At 48.4% G+C, this 20,229-nt stretch carries 23 protein-coding genes; 13 read left to right on the top strand and 10 right to left on the bottom strand.

Annotated features, from left to right (window positions below; translation table 11 throughout):
- Positions 1 to 630, top strand: a complete 630-nt coding sequence (locus EK22_RS18835; protein WP_036253505.1) for a TIGR04282 family arsenosugar biosynthesis glycosyltransferase — start codon at positions 1 to 3, stop codon at positions 628 to 630.
- A gap of 689 nt (positions 631 to 1,319) precedes the next feature.
- Here the strand turns inward: EK22_RS18835 and EK22_RS18830 are convergent.
- The 5 genes from EK22_RS18830 to amoA all read right to left on the bottom strand — a co-directional run bounded on the left by EK22_RS18830 (position 1,320) and on the right by amoA (position 6,655).
- A complete protein-coding gene (locus tag EK22_RS18830; protein ID WP_036253502.1) occupies positions 1,320 to 2,264 on the bottom strand; it encodes a hypothetical protein in 945 nt (314 codons plus the stop codon).
- A 361-nt stretch (positions 2,265 to 2,625) separates the two neighbouring features.
- A complete protein-coding gene (locus tag EK22_RS18825) occupies positions 2,626 to 3,855 on the bottom strand; it encodes an MFS transporter (RefSeq protein WP_036253499.1) in 1,230 nt (409 codons plus the stop codon).
- Positions 3,856 to 3,862: 7 nt separating this feature from the next.
- Positions 3,863 to 4,636, bottom strand: coding sequence for a bacterial ammonia monooxygenase, subunit AmoC (amoC, locus tag EK22_RS18820; protein ID WP_036253497.1), 774 nt, complete (start codon positions 4,634 to 4,636; stop codon positions 3,863 to 3,865).
- Positions 4,637 to 4,651: 15 nt separating this feature from the next.
- Complete coding sequence (gene amoB, locus EK22_RS18815) at positions 4,652 to 5,890, bottom strand: bacterial ammonia monooxygenase, subunit AmoB (protein ID WP_036253495.1); 1,239 nt, start codon at positions 5,888 to 5,890, stop codon at positions 4,652 to 4,654.
- 12 nt (positions 5,891 to 5,902) lie between these two features.
- Positions 5,903 to 6,655: a bacterial ammonia monooxygenase, subunit AmoA gene (gene amoA, locus EK22_RS18810; RefSeq protein ID WP_020159526.1), complete on the bottom strand. Its 753-nt coding sequence runs from the start codon at positions 6,653 to 6,655 to the stop codon at positions 5,903 to 5,905.
- Between the two features lie 243 nt (positions 6,656 to 6,898).
- Between amoA and EK22_RS18805 the strand changes: the two genes are divergently transcribed.
- The gene (locus EK22_RS18805) at positions 6,899 to 7,834 is read left to right on the top strand and encodes a LysR family transcriptional regulator (RefSeq protein ID WP_036253493.1); all 936 of its coding nucleotides are present in this window, start codon (positions 6,899 to 6,901) and stop codon (positions 7,832 to 7,834) included.
- Here EK22_RS18805 and EK22_RS18800 read toward each other — a convergent pair.
- The gene (locus tag EK22_RS18800; RefSeq protein ID WP_081917971.1) at positions 7,831 to 8,925 is read right to left on the bottom strand and encodes an L-dopachrome tautomerase-related protein; all 1,095 of its coding nucleotides are present in this window, start codon (positions 8,923 to 8,925) and stop codon (positions 7,831 to 7,833) included. The two genes, EK22_RS18805 and EK22_RS18800, sit on opposite strands and share 4 nt — an antisense overlap.
- Before the next feature lie 62 nt (positions 8,926 to 8,987).
- Between EK22_RS18800 and EK22_RS18795 the strand changes: the two genes are divergently transcribed.
- Entirely contained in the window at positions 8,988 to 9,644 is a 657-nt protein-coding gene (locus EK22_RS18795) for a DUF924 family protein (RefSeq protein ID WP_235209450.1), read from the top strand.
- A 362-nt stretch (positions 9,645 to 10,006) separates the two neighbouring features.
- Here the strand turns inward: EK22_RS18795 and EK22_RS18790 are convergent, their stop codons facing one another.
- From EK22_RS18790 to EK22_RS18780, 3 genes are read right to left on the bottom strand one after another with little or no spacing between them, the layout of a single operon-like run.
- Positions 10,007 to 10,270, bottom strand: coding sequence for a hypothetical protein (locus tag EK22_RS18790; protein WP_020159522.1), 264 nt, complete (start codon positions 10,268 to 10,270; stop codon positions 10,007 to 10,009).
- Positions 10,191 to 10,457: a hypothetical protein gene (locus tag EK22_RS25615; protein WP_369798231.1), complete on the bottom strand. Its 267-nt coding sequence runs from the start codon at positions 10,455 to 10,457 to the stop codon at positions 10,191 to 10,193. The genes EK22_RS18790 and EK22_RS25615 overlap by 80 nt, the downstream gene beginning before the upstream one ends.
- 23 nt (positions 10,458 to 10,480) lie before the next feature.
- Complete coding sequence (locus EK22_RS18780) at positions 10,481 to 10,744, bottom strand: hypothetical protein (protein ID WP_051961970.1); 264 nt, start codon at positions 10,742 to 10,744, stop codon at positions 10,481 to 10,483.
- Positions 10,745 to 10,991: 247 nt separating this feature from the next.
- Between EK22_RS18780 and EK22_RS18775 the strand changes: the two genes are divergently transcribed.
- Positions 10,992 to 12,899 (top strand): DUF4034 domain-containing protein, encoded by a 1,908-nt coding sequence (locus EK22_RS18775; RefSeq protein ID WP_036253488.1) that lies wholly within the window; start codon positions 10,992 to 10,994, stop codon positions 12,897 to 12,899.
- 178 nt (positions 12,900 to 13,077) lie between these two features.
- Here EK22_RS18775 and EK22_RS18770 read toward each other — a convergent pair whose 3' ends face one another.
- Positions 13,078 to 13,338 (bottom strand): hypothetical protein, encoded by a 261-nt coding sequence (locus EK22_RS18770; protein ID WP_036253484.1) that lies wholly within the window; start codon positions 13,336 to 13,338, stop codon positions 13,078 to 13,080.
- A 498-nt stretch (positions 13,339 to 13,836) separates the two neighbouring features.
- Here EK22_RS18770 and EK22_RS18765 point away from each other — a divergent pair, with 498 nt between their 5' ends.
- From EK22_RS18765 to EK22_RS18725, 9 genes are all read left to right on the top strand, one after another.
- Positions 13,837 to 14,541 (top strand): hypothetical protein, encoded by a 705-nt coding sequence (locus tag EK22_RS18765; protein WP_036253482.1) that lies wholly within the window; start codon positions 13,837 to 13,839, stop codon positions 14,539 to 14,541.
- A 70-nt stretch (positions 14,542 to 14,611) separates the two neighbouring features.
- Positions 14,612 to 15,205: a HEPN domain-containing protein gene (locus EK22_RS18760; protein ID WP_161786469.1), complete on the top strand. Its 594-nt coding sequence runs from the start codon at positions 14,612 to 14,614 to the stop codon at positions 15,203 to 15,205.
- 227 nt (positions 15,206 to 15,432) lie between these two features.
- Entirely contained in the window at positions 15,433 to 15,876 is a 444-nt protein-coding gene (locus EK22_RS18755; protein ID WP_036293082.1) for a Tse2 family ADP-ribosyltransferase toxin, read from the top strand.
- An 11-nt stretch (positions 15,877 to 15,887) separates the two neighbouring features.
- The gene (locus tag EK22_RS18750; RefSeq protein WP_036253474.1) at positions 15,888 to 16,127 is read left to right on the top strand and encodes a Tsi2 family anti-toxin; all 240 of its coding nucleotides are present in this window, start codon (positions 15,888 to 15,890) and stop codon (positions 16,125 to 16,127) included.
- A gap of 539 nt (positions 16,128 to 16,666) precedes the next feature.
- Complete coding sequence (locus EK22_RS18745; protein WP_020159513.1) at positions 16,667 to 17,125, top strand: hypothetical protein; 459 nt, start codon at positions 16,667 to 16,669, stop codon at positions 17,123 to 17,125.
- A 125-nt stretch (positions 17,126 to 17,250) separates the two neighbouring features.
- On the top strand, positions 17,251 to 17,823 hold the full coding sequence (locus EK22_RS18740) for a dihydrofolate reductase family protein (protein ID WP_020159512.1): 573 nt from the start codon (positions 17,251 to 17,253) through the stop codon (positions 17,821 to 17,823).
- A 25-nt stretch (positions 17,824 to 17,848) separates the two neighbouring features.
- Positions 17,849 to 18,631: a class D beta-lactamase gene (gene blaOXA / locus EK22_RS18735; protein WP_369798230.1), complete on the top strand. Its 783-nt coding sequence runs from the start codon at positions 17,849 to 17,851 to the stop codon at positions 18,629 to 18,631.
- Between the two features lie 107 nt (positions 18,632 to 18,738).
- Positions 18,739 to 19,203 carry a hypothetical protein gene (locus tag EK22_RS18730; protein ID WP_152565148.1) on the top strand — a complete coding sequence of 155 codons (465 nt, stop codon included), beginning with the start codon at positions 18,739 to 18,741 and terminating at the stop codon, positions 19,201 to 19,203.
- Between the two features lie 103 nt (positions 19,204 to 19,306).
- Positions 19,307 to 19,765 (top strand): hypothetical protein, encoded by a 459-nt coding sequence (locus tag EK22_RS18725; protein WP_036253472.1) that lies wholly within the window; start codon positions 19,307 to 19,309, stop codon positions 19,763 to 19,765.
- Positions 19,766 to 20,229 lie beyond the last annotated feature (464 nt).

Below are 20,229 nucleotides of genomic sequence, written 5' to 3'. Positions count from 1 at the left end.
ATGACCTACCAGTATCCTGACACGGTATTAATGATCTTCTGCAAGGCGCCGGTTCCGGGCCAGGTGAAAACGCGGTTATCGCCGCCATTGACCGCCGCGCAGGCGGCCGGGATTCATATTGAACTCAGCGAAACAACGCTGAAACGGGCGACGCAAGGCCGGTTATGCCCGGTGCAACTATGGTGCGCGCCATCGATCGATGACGATTTTTTCAGCGCCTCGGCAGCCGCCTATGGTCTGGCACTGAGGCAGCAACAGGGCAGCGATCTGGGCGAGCGCATGCACCGGGCCTTCGAATCGGCGCTGGCGACCTATTCGCACGCCTTGCTCATGGGCTGCGACTGTCCGTCCTTGACCGGAGCCGATCTGGAACAAGCCGTAACGGCCTTGCGTCAGGATCATGACCTGGTCCTGGCGCCTGCCGAAGACGGCGGTTATGTCATGATCGGCCTGAACCGGCCCTGCCTCGAACTATTTACCGATGTGCACTGGGGCACATCGCAGGTATTGGAACAAACCCGGACCCGCATCAAACAATTGCATTTTCGCCATCATGAACTGGAAGAGCAATGGGATGTCGATACGGTGGAGGATCTGGCTCGTTACCGCGCCTCGCTCATATCAATTTAAAGCCCGTAGAGTATAAGGGTGTAAAAGTATGAGCGTGTGAAAGTATTCGATATTAAGAATTCAGGATTGGGCTAAAAATGACTTCCTGAAATTAGAATCCTGCATGGGATGTTCTGGCCAGAAGCAGGTGCTTGGCGACGCAGTGAAGCGCATCGCTCGCGAACTGGGTTGAATGGTTGCCCGGTTTCGGTATAGGCAAAGCGGATGCTGGCGATGAGCCAATAGGAGAATTATTGAATAGCCGCTCCCGGCCCAGGTTGTGTAAAAACGCAAAAATCGAGAAGGTGGTAAAGTGATTATTCTAAATGTTGAGCCAAACGCAGGTTAGTGTGGCGTCAACCATTGAGAAATTACTCATTTCTGACTGATCAGTGGTGTAATTTTCACTTCTGTCAAGTTCAGTTATACGTTTTTACACGGCTCGGACCCAAAAAAGACATCCGGCGGTACTGAGACACTTTAGACATGATTTTATCTATTGCTATGCGTTTCCCAAAATAGTTGCCGGATTTGTTCCATCCTAGTACTCAGTCAATTTAATTATGGCGGATAAACTGTAGGTGCGAATTCACTTGTGCCCTTTAGGGTATTCGCACTATTCGCATGCTATGGATACTCCGCAAATTTTACTCGTCAGAACAAGGCTGACTGAGTACTAGTTAACTTGGCTAAAATTTGAGAAGGTTATTTTATTCAATAAAAAGCTCAATACATTTTTCTCTGGCTGAGGCTGGAGCAAAAATAAAATCTTTATTTTCGGCGACTTCATTTCCTATGGCGCCATAAAGTTTTTCTTTTTCCATCTCCCAGCGTGTCTTGAAATAGTCGAGAAACAGTTCGGCCATATTCCAGCATTCCGATTCGAACGAAGTCTGCTCGCTGAAACTAAGCCCCGTTTCCCAATGCAGATAAGGCATTTTCGAAACCGGCTCGGTTAAATAATAACTGCTATAAACTTCAACTTTTCTGGACTCTTTGCGGATGATAATGAATAGAGGAATGCAGGGCAGGCCGTCGTAAACAAAAACGCCTAACGATCCTGTTATCTTATTTCCTATACGATTAATCACATCTTCTAGTGTAACTTTGAATAATTTGGAGTATTCGTTGAATTCGTGCGGGTTAAAGCCGGTCGTTTCCGTTGCGCGCAATTCGCCGATGCGGCAATCAGCTTTTAAAATCAACATCCTGAAATGCACGCCATTTTTTATCCCATTCTCCAGTTCCCGCGATTTGTTTTTGAAGCGAGGGTCGAAGGTGATCAGCCAATAGACATAATCCCCCGGTTTTAATCCTTGCATAATTTGGCTGAAATCGAATTCCTTATTGGTGATACCGGAAAATCCTCTTTTAACGGAATTCAGCAAAATACTATCGACGTACTTGGAAAGAGTTTCACGCAAACTTATTTCGGATTCCTTGTGCTCTTCAGCAACGATAAACCAGTGATGAAAGTAACCAACCGAAACGACGACGGATACGAACAGGCCAAATTCCGAAATGATTTTGAATATCCATTCATATTCTTGATAGGCAGGATTATGGACCAGCCCCTCAAATAACTTATAAATCGTAAATCCACCGAAAATTAGCACTAGCGATAAAAGCCATTTGAGCTTTTTAATAGTGGTCATGATTTGTGCCTATTTTGGAAAAAGGTCATCCTAAGTATCCTCCTCCGGTAATACATTGCCAATACCCTGGAGAGAGTCAATCAGCAATCCAATTCGGATGAAAATACAAAATGGCCGAATAATGACATCAACCACAATGCATTGAATAGACCAGCGGATGAAGGCATTTGATCAGAAATTTACGGTTTCGGCATCAATTACAAAGGTCCGGTTTTGGCACAACTACGTCAGTCAATCGACAGGCAAAAAGTGATCCAAACCGGTACTCCAAACCTTGTTTCCTTGGAAGTCTGCATGTGTATGCTTAGCTGACATCGATAATTTTCAGATTTGGTGCGGTAAAACTGACGATGATAAATGTTTAAACGCGAATCCTCAGGACAATGAGCGTTGCCAATAATGCGAATAGTCCCGAGCATAAAAACGCCAGATTGTAATTCCCGAGAACACTATGCAGAAAACCTGCCGAATAAGCGGCTAATGCCGCCCCCATTTGATGGGCGCAACAGATCCAGCCAAATACGACCCCAACATTGCGTTTACCGAATAAATCGGCGGTCAACGCTGAAGTGACCGGAACAGTGGAAAGCCAATTGAGGCCGTACACCACGGAAAACAGCATCAGTTCTGCGTTGGATTCGACAAACGGCAATCCGATCAAAGAGATGCCGCGTAACATGTAGTAACTCGCCAATAACCGACGATTGTTGAAGCGGTCGCACAGCCAGCCGGACAAGAGGGTCCCCAAGATGTCGGTTGCCCCCATCAAGCCTAGCGACATTGCCATGGTCATTTCGGTAAAACCATGCTCGATACCATGGGGGATCAGATGGGTTTGAAATAGCCCTGAGGTTGTAAAGCCGCAAATTGCAAAGCTCATCGCCAATAACCAAAACTGGCCTTGAACGATGACTGTAGGCATTGGATTAGATTCAGCCGTTGCAGTCCGGGTTGCCGCGTCATTCTGGCCCAAAGCCTTTAGTCCTTTCTGCGCAGGTTCGTCAACCAGCCATAATGCTGACGACGGCAACACCAACAAACCCATCACTCCCGTCAAGAGCAGAAGTGCAGGCCGCCAACCGTATACCATGTCAATCTGCATCACCCATGGCGTAAAGATAAGCTGCCCGGAGGAAAACGCCGCGCCGAGGATACCCAGCGCAAGACCGCGTCGTTCCACAAACCAGCGGTTGACCAAAGCAGAGCCCAACACAATTGAGGTGCCGCTGGCTCCGATGCCGGCGACGATCCCCCAGAGCACGTAGAACTGCCAAATTTCCTTAATGAGAGTGCACAGCCCCGCTGCCAAGATTAGCAGCGCAATACTGACCAAGCAGACACACTTTGCTCCATAGATATCCATCCATCGCCCCAGCCACGGCCCGGATAGACCAAACAACAACAAATTGAGGGATACTGCACCACTGATTGACGCGCGGCTCCAACCGAATTCATGTTCCAAGGCCAACATCAAGATGCCCGGTACGGCACGAAGCGCAGCGGCGACAAACAAGCACAGGAATGTCACCGCTAACACGACCCAAGCATAATGTAACCGGCGCGGTTGAGCGAGGGCCGCGGTTATGCCCATAATGGACTTACTCGGCATCTTCGATTTTGTCTAACAGTTCAATCAGCCGGGTAACCCCTTGCAGCAAGATGCCGCCGACGCCCAAAGCGAACCAAACGCCAATCACGAAACCCCAATGAATCGGAGCGGCAAAGAACTCCTCCCTAAACCAAAAGGTGTGTCCCCATTCATTAAAGCCCACACTGACCAATATCATGAACGGACCAAATACCGCTAACGTCAATGGTAATGAAATGCCTTTAGCATATAACGGTAAGCGGGTTCTGGCGTATAACCAAGCGCAACCGCCCAGAATGACATAGAGCGGAAAATTAAAATAAAACTCGATGATATGGTTGGCCGTAAACGGCGTGTCACGGATCGCCACCTGATGCCAGGAATTGTCTTGCTCGGCAAAATAACTGCCCGCCCAATACACCGCAAAGGTATAAATGCTGATCCACATGGTGAGGGTGAAATAGCGGCGAATTTCTTCCTTGGGTTCCAGTTGATCCAACTGCCGGTCACGTGACAGCCATAAGTAGCCCCAGAATCCGCCGGCAACCAAGGTAATAATAACGAGCTCGATATAAAACAGCCGCATCCAGTATTGCTCAAAAGCCGGCTCGGTGGAGTCCAGGCCGTGGGATACGGCAAATGCGCCCTGATACAATCTCAGGCCGATGTAGATGACAGACAATAAACCAAAGCCTTTCAAATAGCGGGGTAAATCGATCAGATACCAAGGCAATGATTTAATGCTTTCTGTCGATGACGTGACATGTTCAGATGTGGTAGCCATGTTAGTCTCCTAAAATTAACTGAATTTGGGTATGACGGCGGCGGAAATGCTGGAGATATAACGTTGGCCCAACAGTTCGTCATACAGGAAAAGTAATCCGCCAATGCGGCTGTCGGCATCCCGAATCAAGCCATCGAGTTTCTCGGATTCCCAGGCCGCATCGCGTGCGATAAGGGTAACCACCCGCTGCTCGCCCGGCTCTATCGGTTTGTCATCGTCGATACTCAGCCCTGGGCTTGTGATATCGTTATCACCTGTCATAACGCCGCTCAAACTCAAGGCAGGGTTTAAGAAGTGGACATTGGAGGTCGAGAATTCACCAATTCTTACCGGGCTTTGGCTGCGGTTGTCGACTTTGACTTGCAGTACCATGGACCGTTGTGCGACGTTGTATTCCGCTTTCAGCGTGTCGACGTTGACCGTGCCGGCATTGACCTGAGCCGGTAGCGGTAAAATTTGATCCAACCCGGCTTGCAACGGAATGGCATCCGGGTAGCGGTTGGCCGTGATCTCATTCAGAACCAGCACTAAAACCGGCACGCCTACCAGTATCAGCTTGGCGATCAGTTTGTCGTTTTTAGTGACGAGTTCATGCTCCAATCCAGCCTCCAACATGCGATAACGGCTGATGAACAAGGGCCGGCACACCCACCAGATCAACCAAGCGGCAGCCAGTAAGCCCCAAAACAGATGCAAGAAAATACCATTGCCCAGGCCGAAGCTTTCCATATCGATGGCTTCGCCGCTGATAGTCTTGATAGTGTTGCTAAAGTCAGAGGCTGCACCGCCAATTTCCAGCCAGGCGCCGGGCCCCATGACTTGTCCGGCATCCTTCAGGTTGAAAAATGGGTGGATATGATAACGCCCCGGTAAACGGCCCTTCAGAACCACCTTGAACTCGTAATCGCCACCGGGCTGTAACGCAACCGAGTTGACCCAAGGCTTACCGTTTAAATAACGCTCAGTCCGAATCAGAACCGGGCCGGGTGTGGAGATATTCAAAAATGAAGCCTCCGGCTTGGGGACGCTGATCGGCCAGTCTTCAGCGACATGGAACTTGCCGCTGACACTGACTTCATCATCGACATTGAATTTTTGCGTGGACCATTGCACGTCGTACCATTGTATCGTCCGCATGCGAATGAATGGCTCCAGCGCTTTTTCGCCGTGGGCCTGGGCGGATGACATCGGCAAACCGGACAATACAGTCAGACCGATTAAGGCTAGCAGCCAAAGTTTAAAAGTAGCTTTCATGACGGCTCCTCCTTAGATTTTGGTCAGGTATCGGGTGCTGGCAAACCACTTGCCGATATGCCACCATAAGGGGTACATCAGCGAACACAACAGCGCCGAACAAAAGGCTGACAAGGGTGTTGCGTATTGGCCGTAGGTTCGCAAGGTGCCGCGCTCGATGATGCGGAGGTATTCCGGCATGCCCGTGCGAATGTATTGAAAGCCGAACAAATCGGCAACGGTGAGCTGGCTATTGGCGTATTCGACCGGTTGGTGGAACATGCCGAAGATCGGCCAGTTGCTGGGGTAAAACAGCAAGGCAAACGCGGCGCCGCCAAAGATGGAGGTGATGGTCAGGCTGTTAGTTAACATTAACAAAGCGTCCAGAACCAAGGCTCCCGGTAGCATCGTAGCCGGCAACACCATGTTGATGGGGAAATAGTTCCAGTAGTGATAGGCAAATACGCGGGTAACCCAGGTGCCGAGCAATAACGCTGTGACACATAGGGTAGCCCCCAAAGGCAAACGAAACTTATCCCACAATACGGCTTGAACGGCGGCCGGAAACGTAATGCCGATCAACGGCGTCACCAAAGGCCACCATTGTCGATCTTTCCAATCGACCCAGAAGTCCCAATCGCCGACCGTGAGTGCGAAATGCAGGTGAAACGAACCGATGAATAAAAACAGCGCCAGGACCAAAATCAGATAGTCATAGGCGCGTGCCAGCCGGGCTTTTTCGCCCCGGTATGGCTTGAAGGTTGAAACAGGAATGTGTGCGGACATAGTGAATCCCTCTAAAGTCTTGTAATGAACGACAGTCGTCGCATGATCATTTGGACGCGTCGCCAGCCGAGGCTTGGCCTGAGGGGGTAAACCGTATAGGCTAGACGACACGCCTGAGGGATTAAGGTAGGTGAAAATCGTCCGGCTGTTAAATGTATAAGGTTCATCGCACCATCAAGACCGTTCATGCCGGTCATTCACGGTTTTTGTTACCATGAAGCCAATTTTTAGTGAGGATAGACCATGTCCAATCTCCGCAGCTTCGACTTGAACCTATTGTTGGCTTTCGATGTGCTGATGCAGGAACGCAATGTCACGCGGGCCGCCGAACGCATGTTTGTCACGCAATCGGCTATGAGTCATACCTTGCATCGCCTACGTCAACAGCTTGACGATCCGCTGCTGGTCAAAACGCCAAACGGCATGCAGCCCACTGATCGTGCATTGGCTTTAGTGGAACCGGTACGCAACTTGTTGCGGGAAATGGAAGGGCTACTGGAACCGCCGCAAGCCTTCGACCCGGCATCCAGTCAGCGTCGTTTTACGCTGGCCGCGACCGATTACATGGAATTTTTGCTGCTACCCGATTTATCCCGCTTAATCGAGCAAGCCGCCCCCGGTGTCGACATTCATATCAAACGTACCGAATCAGCATTTCCCATGATGCAATTGGAAAATGGCAGTCTGGATGTGGTGTTGGGTTTTGCCTCGGTACTCGAGCCCCCCGCGCATTTGATTTGTGAACATCTCTTTAAGGACCGCATGGCTTGTGCGGTACGTAAAAATCATCCCAAAATCTCCGCCAATCCGATTCTGGAGCACTATTTGGACGCTCCGCACATGCTCATTTCGCGAACAGGTAGCCAGGTCGGAGTCATCGATGCCAAATTGGCGGAACTGGGGCTGGAGCGTCGAATTAAGCTGATCGTGCCGCATTTCCTGTCTGCGCCTTTGATCGTTACGCAGACCGACATGATTTTGTCTTTACCTTATCGCCTGGCCGTGGCGTTTAGCAAAATGGTCGCATTGAATATTCTCCCGGTGCCCCTCGATTTGCCGGATTACGACTTGGTTATGATCTGGCACCCATTGCGAGAAAAAGATCCGGCCCATTGCTGGCTGCGCGAACAAATCGCAGCAATAGGCCGAATGATAGATTCGCTTGATATTGTGCTTTAACGTCCTGGCAGGCCGGCAGCCAGGGCTTTGACTTGCAACAAATAGTAAGGCGGTTTCGACTGGGCATCCCCACTGTTCAGCATGGCAGAGCGGTGCAATCGGTTGACCACCGCATACAACTGCCCATTGGGGCCAAAACTGAATGAATCGACCCAGGACAATCTTGGGTCCTGGGCGAGTTGTCGGTATTTGCGGTCAGAACCGATGATGCCAATGGCATTATTGGTGAGATCACCCAAATAAATATTATTCTGCTTGTCGATGCTGATACCGTCGGAAATGGGTTTGTCGCTATAACGCTCAACCCGGTTGGCGAGTTGCTCGGCGGTTAAACTCTCGTTAATCAGGTCGGCTGCTTTAATCCGGTAAAGACTGAGGCCATGCATCGGTCCAAAATAAACCCATTCGTTGGTCAAATCTTCGGTGATGGGATTCACCCCGATGTGCGGCCTGACTTTTTCGCCTGACGGGGTTGCTAACTGAATGGGCACGTTATCGATGATGAGATCGACATTTTCCGGGAGCACGCTGGCATGGCCTTCCAGCACACGCCGCGCGGCACCGGTATAGAGGTTGACCACAATCAATGCGGCGTTATTGCCACCCGCCGGGTCGCTAATAAAAGCGTGACTGTGTTGGGTATCCAAAGCAAAATCGTTGACGAACGCATCTTTGGGCGCGATAGGGGCAGGCAGGTAAATCAAACGCTGCAGTTTATTGGTTTTGGTATTCCAGCCGACCAGTTTCGGTGTCACGCCGCTGCGCATGCCATTGTCCAACATCCACACCACGCCATTGGCATCGGATCGTATGCCTAACACCGAGTCCAGCTTCAAGGCTGCAGTCGAGTCCGTGGCCGCCAAGTCGTGCGAAGGAAATGGCACCAGTTTTTGATCCTTATACTCAACGACCGTATATTCGGGTTGATAAAACGGGTGCTGGCTCATGATGACTCGTCCGTCAGCAGTCGCCGTCACATTGCCCGGACCCGTTTCCAGATTCGCTAACACGTCAAAATGCGAGCTATCATCTGCCAAAGCCTCGAGACTTGCCAATAACAGTGCGCAGGTCAATCGGGTGAGTTTTTTCATGTTATTCCCCTAATCTTGATTGAGTTCCAACACACAGTACCGAAGTACTGACGGGGTGTTAAATGATGTTTCCTCATGCTGCCATTTATAAAATTGATGGCTTGCTGGAGAGCAATAGGCGGCAGAATTTATGCAGTACGATGAGAAATATGAAAGGGCAAAAAATGAAAACAGTGCAACAAACACCGGATGACGTACTGACTTTTTGGTTTGAAGAGATTACACCCCAGCAATGGTGGACTCGCTCCGACGTCTTGGATCGGCAAATAGAGTCCCGCTTCGGTGCCTTGCACGTTGCCGCGGAACACTGTGAACTGTATGCTTGGCGAGAATCGGCGAAAGGTCGGCTGGCCGAAATCATTATTCTCGACCAATTTTCGCGCAATATTTATCGGGATCATCCAAAGGCTTTTGCTTGCGATAACCTCGCGTTGGCTTTGGCGCAAACAGCCGTTCAATTCAACGCCGACTACGAGTTGAATGCTATGCAGCGAGCCTTTCTCTACATGCCATACATGCACAGCGAATCGTTGCCGATACACACGCTTGCGGTATCACTGTTCAGCCAACCCGGAATGGAAGGCAACCTCGAGTTTGAGCTGAGGCATAAGGCAATCATTGAGCGTTTCGGCCGATATCCGCATCGGAATAAAATTCTAGGCCGCGTATCAACAGAAGACGAGATCGAGTTTCTGAAAACCCCGCAATCGTCGTTCTAAATGGTAATCCCCACTACAAAACGTGCTAGATATGAAGTAGAGCGGCCCTCGATCCAAGCTCGTCGTATTTAGTCAAGAAGCTCAAATGGCTGCAAATGAGATTAACCTGTCCATTGTTACCAACGTTTTGATTCGTGATGACAGTCCCTTAATGGCACATAGCGGCAGGTCAGCTAACCGTAAATTTATTAATTTCCAATGGCTGCTTTTATTGGAATAGTCTGTTTTTTTCTTGCCGGGTAAGGACAAGACATTACTGCCTTGCCCTCCCCTAAGAACGGTGCATGACAGTTTCCCGTCACACCGCTCAAGCCTTTATAAAGCCGAGTTAACGGCCCGGCAACCCGATTACCGTACTGGAGCTATTCAGCTTGTGCTACCATTCCAGCCCATATGAACGGATTCACCCGGCGTGATGCTTTACGCCGGGCAAAATAGTCGTCATAGGCGGGATCATAGGGCGATGCGTCAGCTTTGATCTTGATATGCCGAACAATCGCCACCGAGGCGGCGCTGAACAGGTCCAGCGGTATGGATTCTCCTTGCTTATCCTGAATCCGTGTCGAGAACACCCAATTTCGCAGCCCTTGGCGGCGGAAATAGCGGTTCCGCTTCCAGTGTGTCAATGGCCGTTCCTTTTAAACCGAGCCCGACCAGCCAAAGCGCAAAAATAATGAGCGCTGCAATCAACAACAGATTCGCGTGGCGGTCGGCGCTTATCCGGCTGTCTTGGGTTAAGTCCTTCCCGTAATGCGTGCTCTTCGTGTCTCGGAAGCCTTCTTCTATTGGCATGCGAGCACGATAATAATTCACGACCTCAACCGGCGTATAATCCTTCAGCGAAGGCGATATAACCAATAACCCGGGCTCTTTTTTGCGCGCTGCCTGTTGATATTGGGGTTACCAAGGCGACGGTCAATACGCTTAATTTTGTGTTTGATATAGGCTGGCCCGGAAAGCACTCGTCCCAGCGTCGTCAGTGATACCGAAACACCTTTCAAGCCGGCCTCTACGGCCGCCATGAGCGCTTTAAGCCGGGTTCGATGAAGTTCAGGAAGCGCCTGTTGGATCAGATTATGGAGTAAACTCATGGTCGACATAGGGCCTCTCCGGTAAAGCTGAAAGATTAAGATTTACAGCAGTGAGACCCGAAAAAAACCACTTTATCTATCAATTTATATCTATAGCAAATTGTTTTTTATGGCTATTTTGTGGGGATACCTCAGAGTCTGCCCCCTCCCTTTGATGTGCCCGCCGCCTCCGCGATGCAAATCCTGTTTCGCCAACACATTCCGCGAATCGGCCGGTTACTGATAGATAATCGTTAATTCTACAAGGAGATAACTCATGAGCGTTAATAAGAACGCCCCCCGGAAAAAGTTTTTGTCACCTACTTTATTGATCGTAGGCGGTATCGCCATTGTCTCATTATGGGCAGGCATGAATGCCGTATTCGAGGCCGGGTGGCTAAATTTAAAAAGCGTCAGCGGGGGTGACGCCTCGACAAAGACTATTGCCGACAAAACCCCATTGATCGCCACTATCGAACAGGAAACGGCGAAACTCCTCGACAAGCCGCGTACTTTCCTCTTGCCATCGGAAAAGGCCCTGGCCGCCAAAGCAGCTATCCAGCGCGGCGATTATGCGGCCGCCAATCAAATCAGTGCCGAGATGCTTGCTCGCAGCCAGTTACAAAACTGGCGTTTTTATCCCTTTCATCTTTTCATGGATAACATCATTCCCAGAGAAAAGAATGACGCTTTTTTAAAAAATATGAACGACTGGCTGAAGCAGGATAAAGAGTCCGCCATCGCATATATGATTCGCGCCCAGTATTATTTGAAGGCTGGTTGGCAGATGCGGGGCTATGACTTTGCCTCCAAAACGCAAGACGATCGTCTGCTTGCGTTTCGGAATTATTTAAAATTGGCGACCGAGGATGCGATCAAATCCATCCACGTGGATGCTAATAATCCTTTCGGCTATTTCATATTGCTCAAGATCATGTCCGCCAATGGCAATACGGACGCGATGGAAAACGCCTTTCAGGACTCGATAAAAAAATACCCCGACTATTACGCGCTTTATGCCTTGCGCCTTAAAACACTGATGCCCAAATGGGGCGGCTCGCCGGAAGCCATGTACGCCTTTACCGAACGTTATGCCGGCAAAGCCCCTGATCATTCTCCGCTCAAGCTGCTTTACGTGGAGCTTTATGCAAGCCTTCTTGATACGGCTCAGGTCGCCTGCAATTCAATCGAAGGCGAGGATCTGAAGCAATGCATTGATACCGTCATGAGTAAAATCATCAGTTCCACGCTGGCGGATCAGGTCTATGCCGCCTTGAATCTTTATAACAAGACCGACACTCATCAGTTTAACCTGGCACTAAGGCCTATTTTGCTGGATATGATAAAAACACGGGGAGGTGAACGCTATGCGGGCAATATTCTGCAATTGGCTGCCGACCGTATGGGGAGTCAAAATCAGTTGGTTGATAATAATGCCGGGCATAACAACTACATGCTTGACGAACTCACTGGCAAGACCTGGTACCGCAATGGCCACTATGAAAATGCCGAAAAAAAGTATAAAGAAGCCCTTGTCGATATTGACCACGCCCTTTTCCCCGATGAAGAGGAAAAGGCCATGGCTCTATCGGCAATTTATGATGATCTCTCCGATGTTTATAGCAAGACCTCGCAGTTTGTTAATGTGATCGCCTATCAGAATGCAGCGAGCGCGATGGGCGGAAATGCCTTCAATGAATACCGCTTCTTGAAGTGTCACGCTTATTACCGCTTGAAACTTTATGCCGCGGCTGTGCAGGAATGTACTGGCCTGATTGATAATGGGGCCGATATTCAAACCCGCTTTTGGCGTGGGAAGTCCTATAAGGCACTAGGACAGTCAGATGCCGCGCTGCAAGATTTTAGCGTTGTCGCGGCTTCTGAAGGTCGCAGTTACCAATCTTCCGCAGCGATTGAAATTTCCGTCATCCATGGCGAACGCAACGATATGGTGAATATGCTGGCGGCTCTCAATCAGTATTCGTTTCTTTTTGATGAAGAGACTCAAAGCAAAGAGGATCTTGCTGTCAGCTACAACAATCGCTGTTATGCGCATATGCGGCTAGGCCGACTGCAGGAGGCACTGGATGATTGTACCGCTTCCTTGAAATATGGCAGTCTGCCCGATGCCTATCAGAAACAGCAGGAGCTGATTAAGAAATTGATGCCAGCTGTCACAGGCTAATCCCCGCCGACCAAGGATCGTACATTCATACATCGCGGGGTGAGCCGAGTCGAAGTATCAAAGGGGGAAATCAATCGAGTCCCCCTTTGATTAAAGTGCGCCCAAAAGCACAGTTTTTTCGAGGTTCCTTAGGTTTATACCCGTTTTTTTTATGGTTTATTGAGTTGGATGACTCAGCCTATTCCTTCATGATTTCTTCGGCCGCAGCTTTTAATTTAGCTTCATCGGCTTGAACGGCTTTCATCATGTCATTTTTGGAATTTTTAGCAGCTGCAACTAATTCATCAACTGTTGTGTATTTACTTTTTAAAGTGTCGAAGGTTGGCGCAATCGAACCATTGTGACAAGCTTTACAACTATCTGATGCGCCAGCGATTGATAGGGATGGCATTAAGGTAACTAAAGCCGATGTCGTCATTGCTAACAGAAGTTTTTTCATTCTAAGTCTCCTCGGTTTTATAGAGTAGTTATTAATCTTAGAGATAAAGCTTGAACATTTTTTGATAGGGTTTTTAAATGTTCGGGCAATTAGACTCAGACACAGACGTTTTTATTCATCTGCAGAAAACTTTCTATCGGGCCTTAAATTTCAATGCATATTCTTTAAGATCTTTCGGGAATGCCATTATTTTTCGGTAAAACTGGATTAGCAAACCTGGCATTCCACCAAAGCAAGGCAACTGGCTGCTTTGGGTCGCTATGGATAGCTATCCATAGCGACCCAAACCGGTCTATTCATCCTATCTTTCAAATGTTAGTTTAGGCCAATATTTCGGTCATTCAGAACGTGGCTTTGGAATTATCCCGATCTGTTTATCATGCATAAATGTAGGTTAAACCGTTTAGAAAATCAGGCATTGAAGCTCATCTTGACAATAAACTGGACAAAGACATATGCTGGCCCGACCTAGATAATAACTTGTTATGACTTAAAACGATGGATTGGAAAGATCTAATAAAATACTCGAGTGTTCAGCTGAGAAAACACGATGATCATGACGTGCCTTGTGGTTTTGGTTCTGGCTGCCTTCTTGATCTCAAAGGAGGTCGTTTCTTATTAACTGTATTTCACGTTGCAAAAAAATCATCAAAATGGAGCGCCCAGGTAAAGTTCGATGATGAACTTCAAAAAATTGAAGTTTTGTTTTTAAATGAATTTAGTTATTTAGCTGATTTCTCTGGAGATAAAAAAACGATAAAAGATGTAGAATTCTCTTTCCATCCTGTTCGCCCAGATTTCAAGAGCTTTTATCACAATAGGAACTGGAAGGGTGAGACACTGGAACTTAAAGAAAGACCTGTGTTTTCGGTTGATGACATTAGCGAACCAAATAAAGATACGTACTATGGGTTCTCTGGTGATATCAAGCCTACATTATTTCCGGATTTAAATGCTTTTGAAACCACTCAACATATTTATCATGGATTGAAGTTTGATAGAGTGGAAAATGATATGTTGTACTTTAAATTGCCTGAAACGCATCCCGGACATGAAATGTTTCAAGGCTGTAGTGGTGCCCCCATTATTGGAGAAGACGGGAAGGTTGTAAGTCTTGTAAGTGGTGGCTGTGAAAAAACCAACGAGATTTACGGCTGTAATCTTATCAAATGTATAAGAACTTTAAATTATTTTCTGGGATAGTTTGTCATAACAATCGCATTCACACGGAATCGCTCCGCTACGCGATCCGGTGATGCGGGGCGTTATGCATATGAGAAACTCTGAATTTGATGAAGCTTTAGGGTACTGGACAGTCGGCATACAGTATCTTCATTTAGTTGAAACAGTTGCGAATGAAACCATCCAGCAAGGCAACCAGTTCGTCGTTGTCTCAGATGACGAAATTTCATTGGAGCGATACGCATCAGAGACAAAGTGGTCAGACCATAGTCTTGTTGTGCCTCTGCTATTCGATTTCTATCATGGCATTGAAGTCCTCCTGAAAGGGTTTCTTGCATCGAAAGGAAAGCTAGAAAAGAAGAACCATAAGCTCTCGGATTTATTGAAGCGATTTGAAGAACTCTTTCCCAACCATAGCTTGAGTACCTTGCTATCTCGTTACATTGCTAAGGAAAAACTGCCTGAGCCATTGGCTTCGTTCTGTTCCCAGTCGTCCATTTCCATCGATGATTATTACCAGGCGTTGAAGTATCCTGAAAGTACCAATGGCGCAATATATAGGCACACTCCCCTCAAATACAGAAGCAATGCAGGCCTCCCCTTCTTCAAAGGCTTGGTAATCGACATAAAGCAAGTAAGGCTCGATGCTGTGGCGCTCGGGAGGTCTATTTGTGCAATGGCATAACCAGCGAGTCAACTTGACCGCCAAAAACTACGCTCCTATCGTCGCTGCGCTTTTGTTGTCAAAGGCCATAAGATGCGCTAAACATAGGATGTGCTGAGGAACGAAGCGTATCTTTCGCGATTGATGCGCCTCCTTTCGTCGGCACATCCTATGGCTCTACCTTGCCGCGCGCAGCAGCCGGTTGCTTCCAACATTAGAATTAGGTAACAAGGAGAAAGGAGTTTGTGTTGAAAACAGATATTGATTTATTTCGCTCAGTAAGGGTTGAGCAGTTTCCCGATGGAGCAATCGTTGATGACAAAGCTGTACCAGAAATTTTATATCCAGATTTTGAGCCAAGGTTGCAATCTAATGGGCGTATGCGTGGAGCTGATGTTGTTTTGTCCAGTGATAAGGAGTGGGTGCATTCAGGAGGTGGTACATCCTTGTTTGACCGAGATAAAGTTTTTAAGGGTAATTCATGGTTTACATTCCCTATCCCTGAAGGTACGGTCATTCCTGAATCGCTGGTAATACGTTTTACTGGGTATAACTCCAGATTTCAGGCGAATCATTATCAGATTGAAAGTCGAGCTAACTTGATGCAGGTAAATGCTTATAAAGGCGCTTTAGATAATTTAGCTCGAAATGCTGTTGCACGAGCGATTGAATTATCGAAGCCTAGAAAATAGAGGAGACTAGAATGGCAAATTTAAGTGGAAGAGCTGTTTTTACTCTCGTGCAGGTGCTAAATGAAAAAATTGTGCGATTGGAAAAAGAAATTGAGTTGTTATCGCCAGATGACGAGCAATTGGCTGATTTAGAGGATGAGTTGTTGTCTTATTCTCTAGCGGAAGAGGAACTTCGTACGGCATATGAAGAATTTTTGAAAATAGCAGGCAATTACCCTCCTTATGAAGAGTTAGTTAAGGGGCGTTGCTAGGGGCTATCTCCAGATTAAGTAAAGACGGGGTCAGATCTTGCAATGCAGCATAAATAGGCTATAGTCGCACTCATGGCAAGACCACTCAGATTAGAATTAATGCGATAAGGCGCAATTCATAGGGCGCAATAGGCAAAGCCGTATTGCGCCGCAGGAAATTTAACATCCGGCTGAACACGCTTCGCTATTCCGCCCTACGCTCTCGCATTGAGGGCTTGAGGTTACATTTTATAAACAATCGGGCGCAGGAGCTTTTTCTCCGCGTAGCGGCTTCGTCCAACATGGCGCTCAACCGGAGCGCGGCCATTTGGCACTTTATAAATTTTTCAAACTTTCGTGGCCCGCACCCGGTTAGCTTCGCATTAGCATTAGAAAGGAATAACGATGGAGCAATTACCGGCGCAGGCATTTATTGCCGCGGGCGCTGTTTTAGCGGCCGTAATAGCAGGCGCATTTTCATTCCTTAGCTTGGTTATGTCGAAGGAGCAGAAGGTATCCGAGTTCCGACAGGATTGGATTAACTCTCTCCGCGAAGACATATGCAAATTCGTATCTGCGATTGTCCACTTAAGCGCGGTATACGAGGGCATAAAAAAAATGACCCCGAAGGTAAGAAGCGTTCGGATTTTTACGCCTCATTTTCTGAGATGCATGAACAAGCCCTTAGTTCATACACAGCCGTCATCCTGAGGGTCAATCCCGACGAGAAAGATAAGGAGCTTCGGAAAATCAATGACGAATTCCTGCGCTCACTGAAGGAGGTGAGACAGCACATGATGAAGGGCAGGCTGATTGAAGCGCGCACCGGGTGTGACCAATTGCGCGACAACTCCATATCCCTGCTTAAGAAAGAGTGGGAGCGAGTCAAGCGCGGCGAGAAGGCTTATCGAGCTTCAAAGGTCGTTGCGGCAGCTCTTTTTTTGGTGAGCTTTCCGCTGGCGCGATTGGTCTACTATCCGATTTTGAATCTACGGAAAAAGACCTGCCTTCAGCAGTAGAGTCCAGTAATGCTAACAAACCGCTGAACCAGACGCAGGAAAGCGGCGGAGTGCTTCCCGCGAACCAGCGGGGCGGCGCGGGTTAGCGGTGCGTTAGGCAGAAGCATGAGGCGAGTAAACAAGCTATGAAAACTCAGTACTACGCAGCCACAAGTCTTGACGGCTTCATCGCAACTGAAGATGACTCGTTGAACTGGCTTTTCCCCCTCGGGGATTTGAACAACTCCAGTTATCCAGAGTTCATCGCGGATGTGGGTGCATTGGCCATGGGGTCGGCAACTTATGAATGGATGGTGCGCAATGCAGATAAGGTTGCTGCTGAGGCTGGCTCGAAGTGGCCATATACTCAGCCAGCTTGGATATTTTCCACTCGCAAGCTTCCAGTAATCGCAGGCGCGGACATTCAATTCGTCAATGGAGATGTGCGCATCGTCCATGCTGCAATGCGGGCTGCTGCTGACAAAAAAAACATCTGGATAGTCGGTGGCGGTAATCTCGCTGGACAATTCTATGATGCCGGCCTGCTGGACGAAATGATCGTGCAGATCGGTTCAGCCACCCTCGTGAAGGGCAAGCCGCTTTTCCCCCGAAGGGTGTTAAGTCCGGTTTTGTGCTTGGTGTCTGTCCGTCAGATGAGCACCGGTATGGCAGAGTTGCGCTATGAAGTACATAAAGGCGATCCGGGCGGAGTAGCCTAATTCTGGCGTGATGCCAAGAAGGAATATCATGAAGCTACTCACCGCGTTACTCGCACTTTTTACCCTGCAAGGCTGCTCGACAAACTGGAAGGACAGCGCCGCAGTTGGGGAGTTATTCAAAAAAGCAGGCGTGACAGGAACTTTCGTACTATATGATGTCGATGCAGGCAGATTTGTCGGTCACAATCAGGCCCGTTCTATAGTGCGCTTCGTTCCTGCCTCTACCTTCAAGATTCCAAATAGCTTGATTGGCCTTTCTGTCGGAGCGGTAAATAGTGTTGATAATGTCCTGCCCTACGGTGGTAAGCCGCAGCCTTTCGATGCATGGGAAAAAGATATGGGATTGCGTGAGGCTATCGCGCTGTCCAATGTCCCTATCTACCAAGAGCTTGCCCGTCGCGTTGGCCTAGAGCGAATGCGCGCGAACGTCTCGAAGCTTGGCTATGGAAATAGGAATATAGGTGCGACCGTCGATACGTTCTGGCTTAAAGGACCGCTCAAGATTAGCGCAGTCGAGCAGGCCAGATTTCTGGCTAGGCTGGCTCAGAGCAAGCTGCCAATACGTGAGGATGTCCAAGAGAGTGTTCGAGAGATTGTCTATTTAGAGCAAGGTGATAATTGGCAACTGTATGGGAAAACGGGTTGGGAGAATGCGCCTGGCCGTGGTGTTGGCTGGTGGGTCGGATGGGTACAAAAAGATGATCGCGTGTATACCTTTGCATTAAATATCGACATTCAGGAGGCATCCGACGCAAGCAAACGTGTTGCGATTGGAAAAGCAAGCCTTGAAGCGCTGGGGATGCTGTGAGAGTTCAGGGCCTAAATCGGTGCCTCACCCTACCGCGTACCGCTCCGCGGCCCGCGTCGGGTGAACTTCGGCGGTATGTGTAAAAATCTATGAACATACCTGACAGCATGAAAGACGAATTAGGAGTGTGGAACAATGGACAAGGAATTGACCTTGAAAGCTGGATTAGTTGTTCGGGTAGTTTTTCCTTGGCTGTTGGCTATGTAACTATTTTCTGCCCTAAGTTCATTGAATTTGAAGACTATATTTTTCAAAGCGATGAACCGGTTGATGATCAATTTATTGAAAATATACGAGGTTTTGAAACCCGAGAAGGAAGCACTCCTGCGTCTGTGGAATGGGTAATAAATCATCTACATATAGCAGATTTACAATATCGTGGTTGTGAAGATATTTCTCCAGATAAGTTGATTGTATTAGGCAATGCACTAAAAGAAACCTACGAGGCAAGGCTAGCATACTTTTTCCCAAATAAGCCTTGCGTCGTTGAGTTTTATATTCCTGATAATCCAGAAGATTATGATGATTATCAATTATCTTTCTGGCAGAAAAAACACGAAGAAAATGCATAACAAACGCATAAACTCGGACCGCAAAAAGCTACGTTGCGCTCAGCTGTTTACGTCCGGTTATGCTTAACATTAGGCCACTTAACTTTCAACCAAGGAGCTTCAATTGAAAAAATCAGTAGCAATCATTGCCTACTCGCTGCTAGCAACCGCTGCGCTTGCAGGCGACCACGACGATCGCCAAACCCTCAAACTTTCCGAGGCTCAACGCGGTCATGTGCTTGAGGAAATGCGGGCTTTGTTATCCGGCACGCAAAACATCTTGGCCGCACTTTCCAAAGATGACATGGCAGCGGTTGCCCAACACGCCCGTCCTTTAGGTATGAGCATGGCGCATAAAGCCGAGGATCACCTCAAGGGTGTGTTGCCCAAAGAATTTATGGGGTTGGGCATGTCCTTGCATCAGGATTTTGATCAAATCGCTTCGGACGCGGAATCAAAAAAAGACCCTAAACTCACACTACGCCAATTGAGCGACTCCATGAGCAAATGCGTCGCGTGTCATGCGTCTTACCAAATTCGCACGGTGACAAAACCGCTTAGCCCCGGCCACAGTAAGCACTAACTCGATAAGGCGCAATTCATAAGGCGCAATAGGCAAAGCCGTATTGCGCCGCATGGAAATTAATCGAATGATTTTCTTCGTATTCTCGATGGCTGTTCCAGACCCCATTCTACCGCCTCCATAATCCCCATGGATGGGGTGAATGCAGAGAAATGACGGAATCATTTCCTGTCCTGGGAGGCATTCGTGACCTCGGCACACCGCTACGCTGCTCCTGCGTTGCCTACAGGGATGTAGGTACTTAGCGAGAGCAGGAGCGGAAGCTGCGCCTAAAGCGCCTACTGTTGGTGCTAAGCCACAGGGATGTGGCGAATGTCGAAAACGCAGGAGCAGTTTTCTACCTACCTCCTGCATGAGCCCCAGGGATGGGGTAAATGCAGATATTGCAGGAGCAAATATCTGCCCATGCAGCAACTGTGTTCAAAATCAAGCCTGATTGGCAAAATCAGGGTTCCACTCGCTGC

Source organism: Methylobacter sp. BBA5.1 (genome assembly GCF_000746145.1).
In the GTDB taxonomy this organism is placed as follows: Bacteria; Pseudomonadota; Gammaproteobacteria; order Methylococcales; family Methylomonadaceae; genus Methylobacter; species Methylobacter marinus.
The sequence above is the reverse complement of the archived record's forward strand: the minus strand, read 5'-3'. Positions and strand labels throughout refer to the sequence as shown.

What these genes read in the sequence shown, in the direction of transcription:
- EK22_RS18745 (WP_020159513.1), top strand. Translation starts at nt 16,667, where the DNA reads ATGCAAATTCGTATCTGCGATTGTCCACTTAAGCGCGGTATACGAGGG.
- EK22_RS18800 (WP_081917971.1), bottom strand. Translation starts at nt 8,925, where the DNA reads ATGAAAAAACTCACCCGATTGACCTGCGCACTGTTATTGGCAAGTCTC.
- EK22_RS18765 (WP_036253482.1), top strand. Translation starts at nt 13,837, where the DNA reads ATGGATTGGAAAGATCTAATAAAATACTCGAGTGTTCAGCTGAGAAAA.
- EK22_RS18825 (WP_036253499.1), bottom strand. Translation starts at nt 3,855, where the DNA reads ATGGGCATAACCGCGGCCCTCGCTCAACCGCGCCGGTTACATTATGCT.
- amoC (WP_036253497.1), bottom strand. Translation starts at nt 4,636, where the DNA reads ATGGCTACCACATCTGAACATGTCACGTCATCGACAGAAAGCATTAAA.
- EK22_RS18830 (WP_036253502.1), bottom strand. Translation starts at nt 2,264, where the DNA reads ATGACCACTATTAAAAAGCTCAAATGGCTTTTATCGCTAGTGCTAATT.
- EK22_RS18740 (WP_020159512.1), top strand. Translation starts at nt 17,251, where the DNA reads ATGAAAACTCAGTACTACGCAGCCACAAGTCTTGACGGCTTCATCGCA.
- EK22_RS18835 (WP_036253505.1), top strand. Translation starts at nt 1, where the DNA reads ATGACCTACCAGTATCCTGACACGGTATTAATGATCTTCTGCAAGGCG.
- EK22_RS18770 (WP_036253484.1), bottom strand. Translation starts at nt 13,338, where the DNA reads ATGAAAAAACTTCTGTTAGCAATGACGACATCGGCTTTAGTTACCTTA.
- EK22_RS18780 (WP_051961970.1), bottom strand. Translation starts at nt 10,744, where the DNA reads ATGTCGACCATGAGTTTACTCCATAATCTGATCCAACAGGCGCTTCCT.
- amoB (WP_036253495.1), bottom strand. Translation starts at nt 5,890, where the DNA reads ATGAAAGCTACTTTTAAACTTTGGCTGCTAGCCTTAATCGGTCTGACT.
- EK22_RS18805 (WP_036253493.1), top strand. Translation starts at nt 6,899, where the DNA reads ATGTCCAATCTCCGCAGCTTCGACTTGAACCTATTGTTGGCTTTCGAT.
- EK22_RS18795 (WP_235209450.1), top strand. Translation starts at nt 8,988, where the DNA reads ATGATGTTTCCTCATGCTGCCATTTATAAAATTGATGGCTTGCTGGAG.
- EK22_RS18760 (WP_161786469.1), top strand. Translation starts at nt 14,612, where the DNA reads ATGAGAAACTCTGAATTTGATGAAGCTTTAGGGTACTGGACAGTCGGC.
- EK22_RS18730 (WP_152565148.1), top strand. Translation starts at nt 18,739, where the DNA reads ATGAAAGACGAATTAGGAGTGTGGAACAATGGACAAGGAATTGACCTT.
- EK22_RS18775 (WP_036253488.1), top strand. Translation starts at nt 10,992, where the DNA reads ATGAGCGTTAATAAGAACGCCCCCCGGAAAAAGTTTTTGTCACCTACT.
- amoA (WP_020159526.1), bottom strand. Translation starts at nt 6,655, where the DNA reads ATGTCCGCACACATTCCTGTTTCAACCTTCAAGCCATACCGGGGCGAA.
- EK22_RS18750 (WP_036253474.1), top strand. Translation starts at nt 15,888, where the DNA reads ATGGCAAATTTAAGTGGAAGAGCTGTTTTTACTCTCGTGCAGGTGCTA.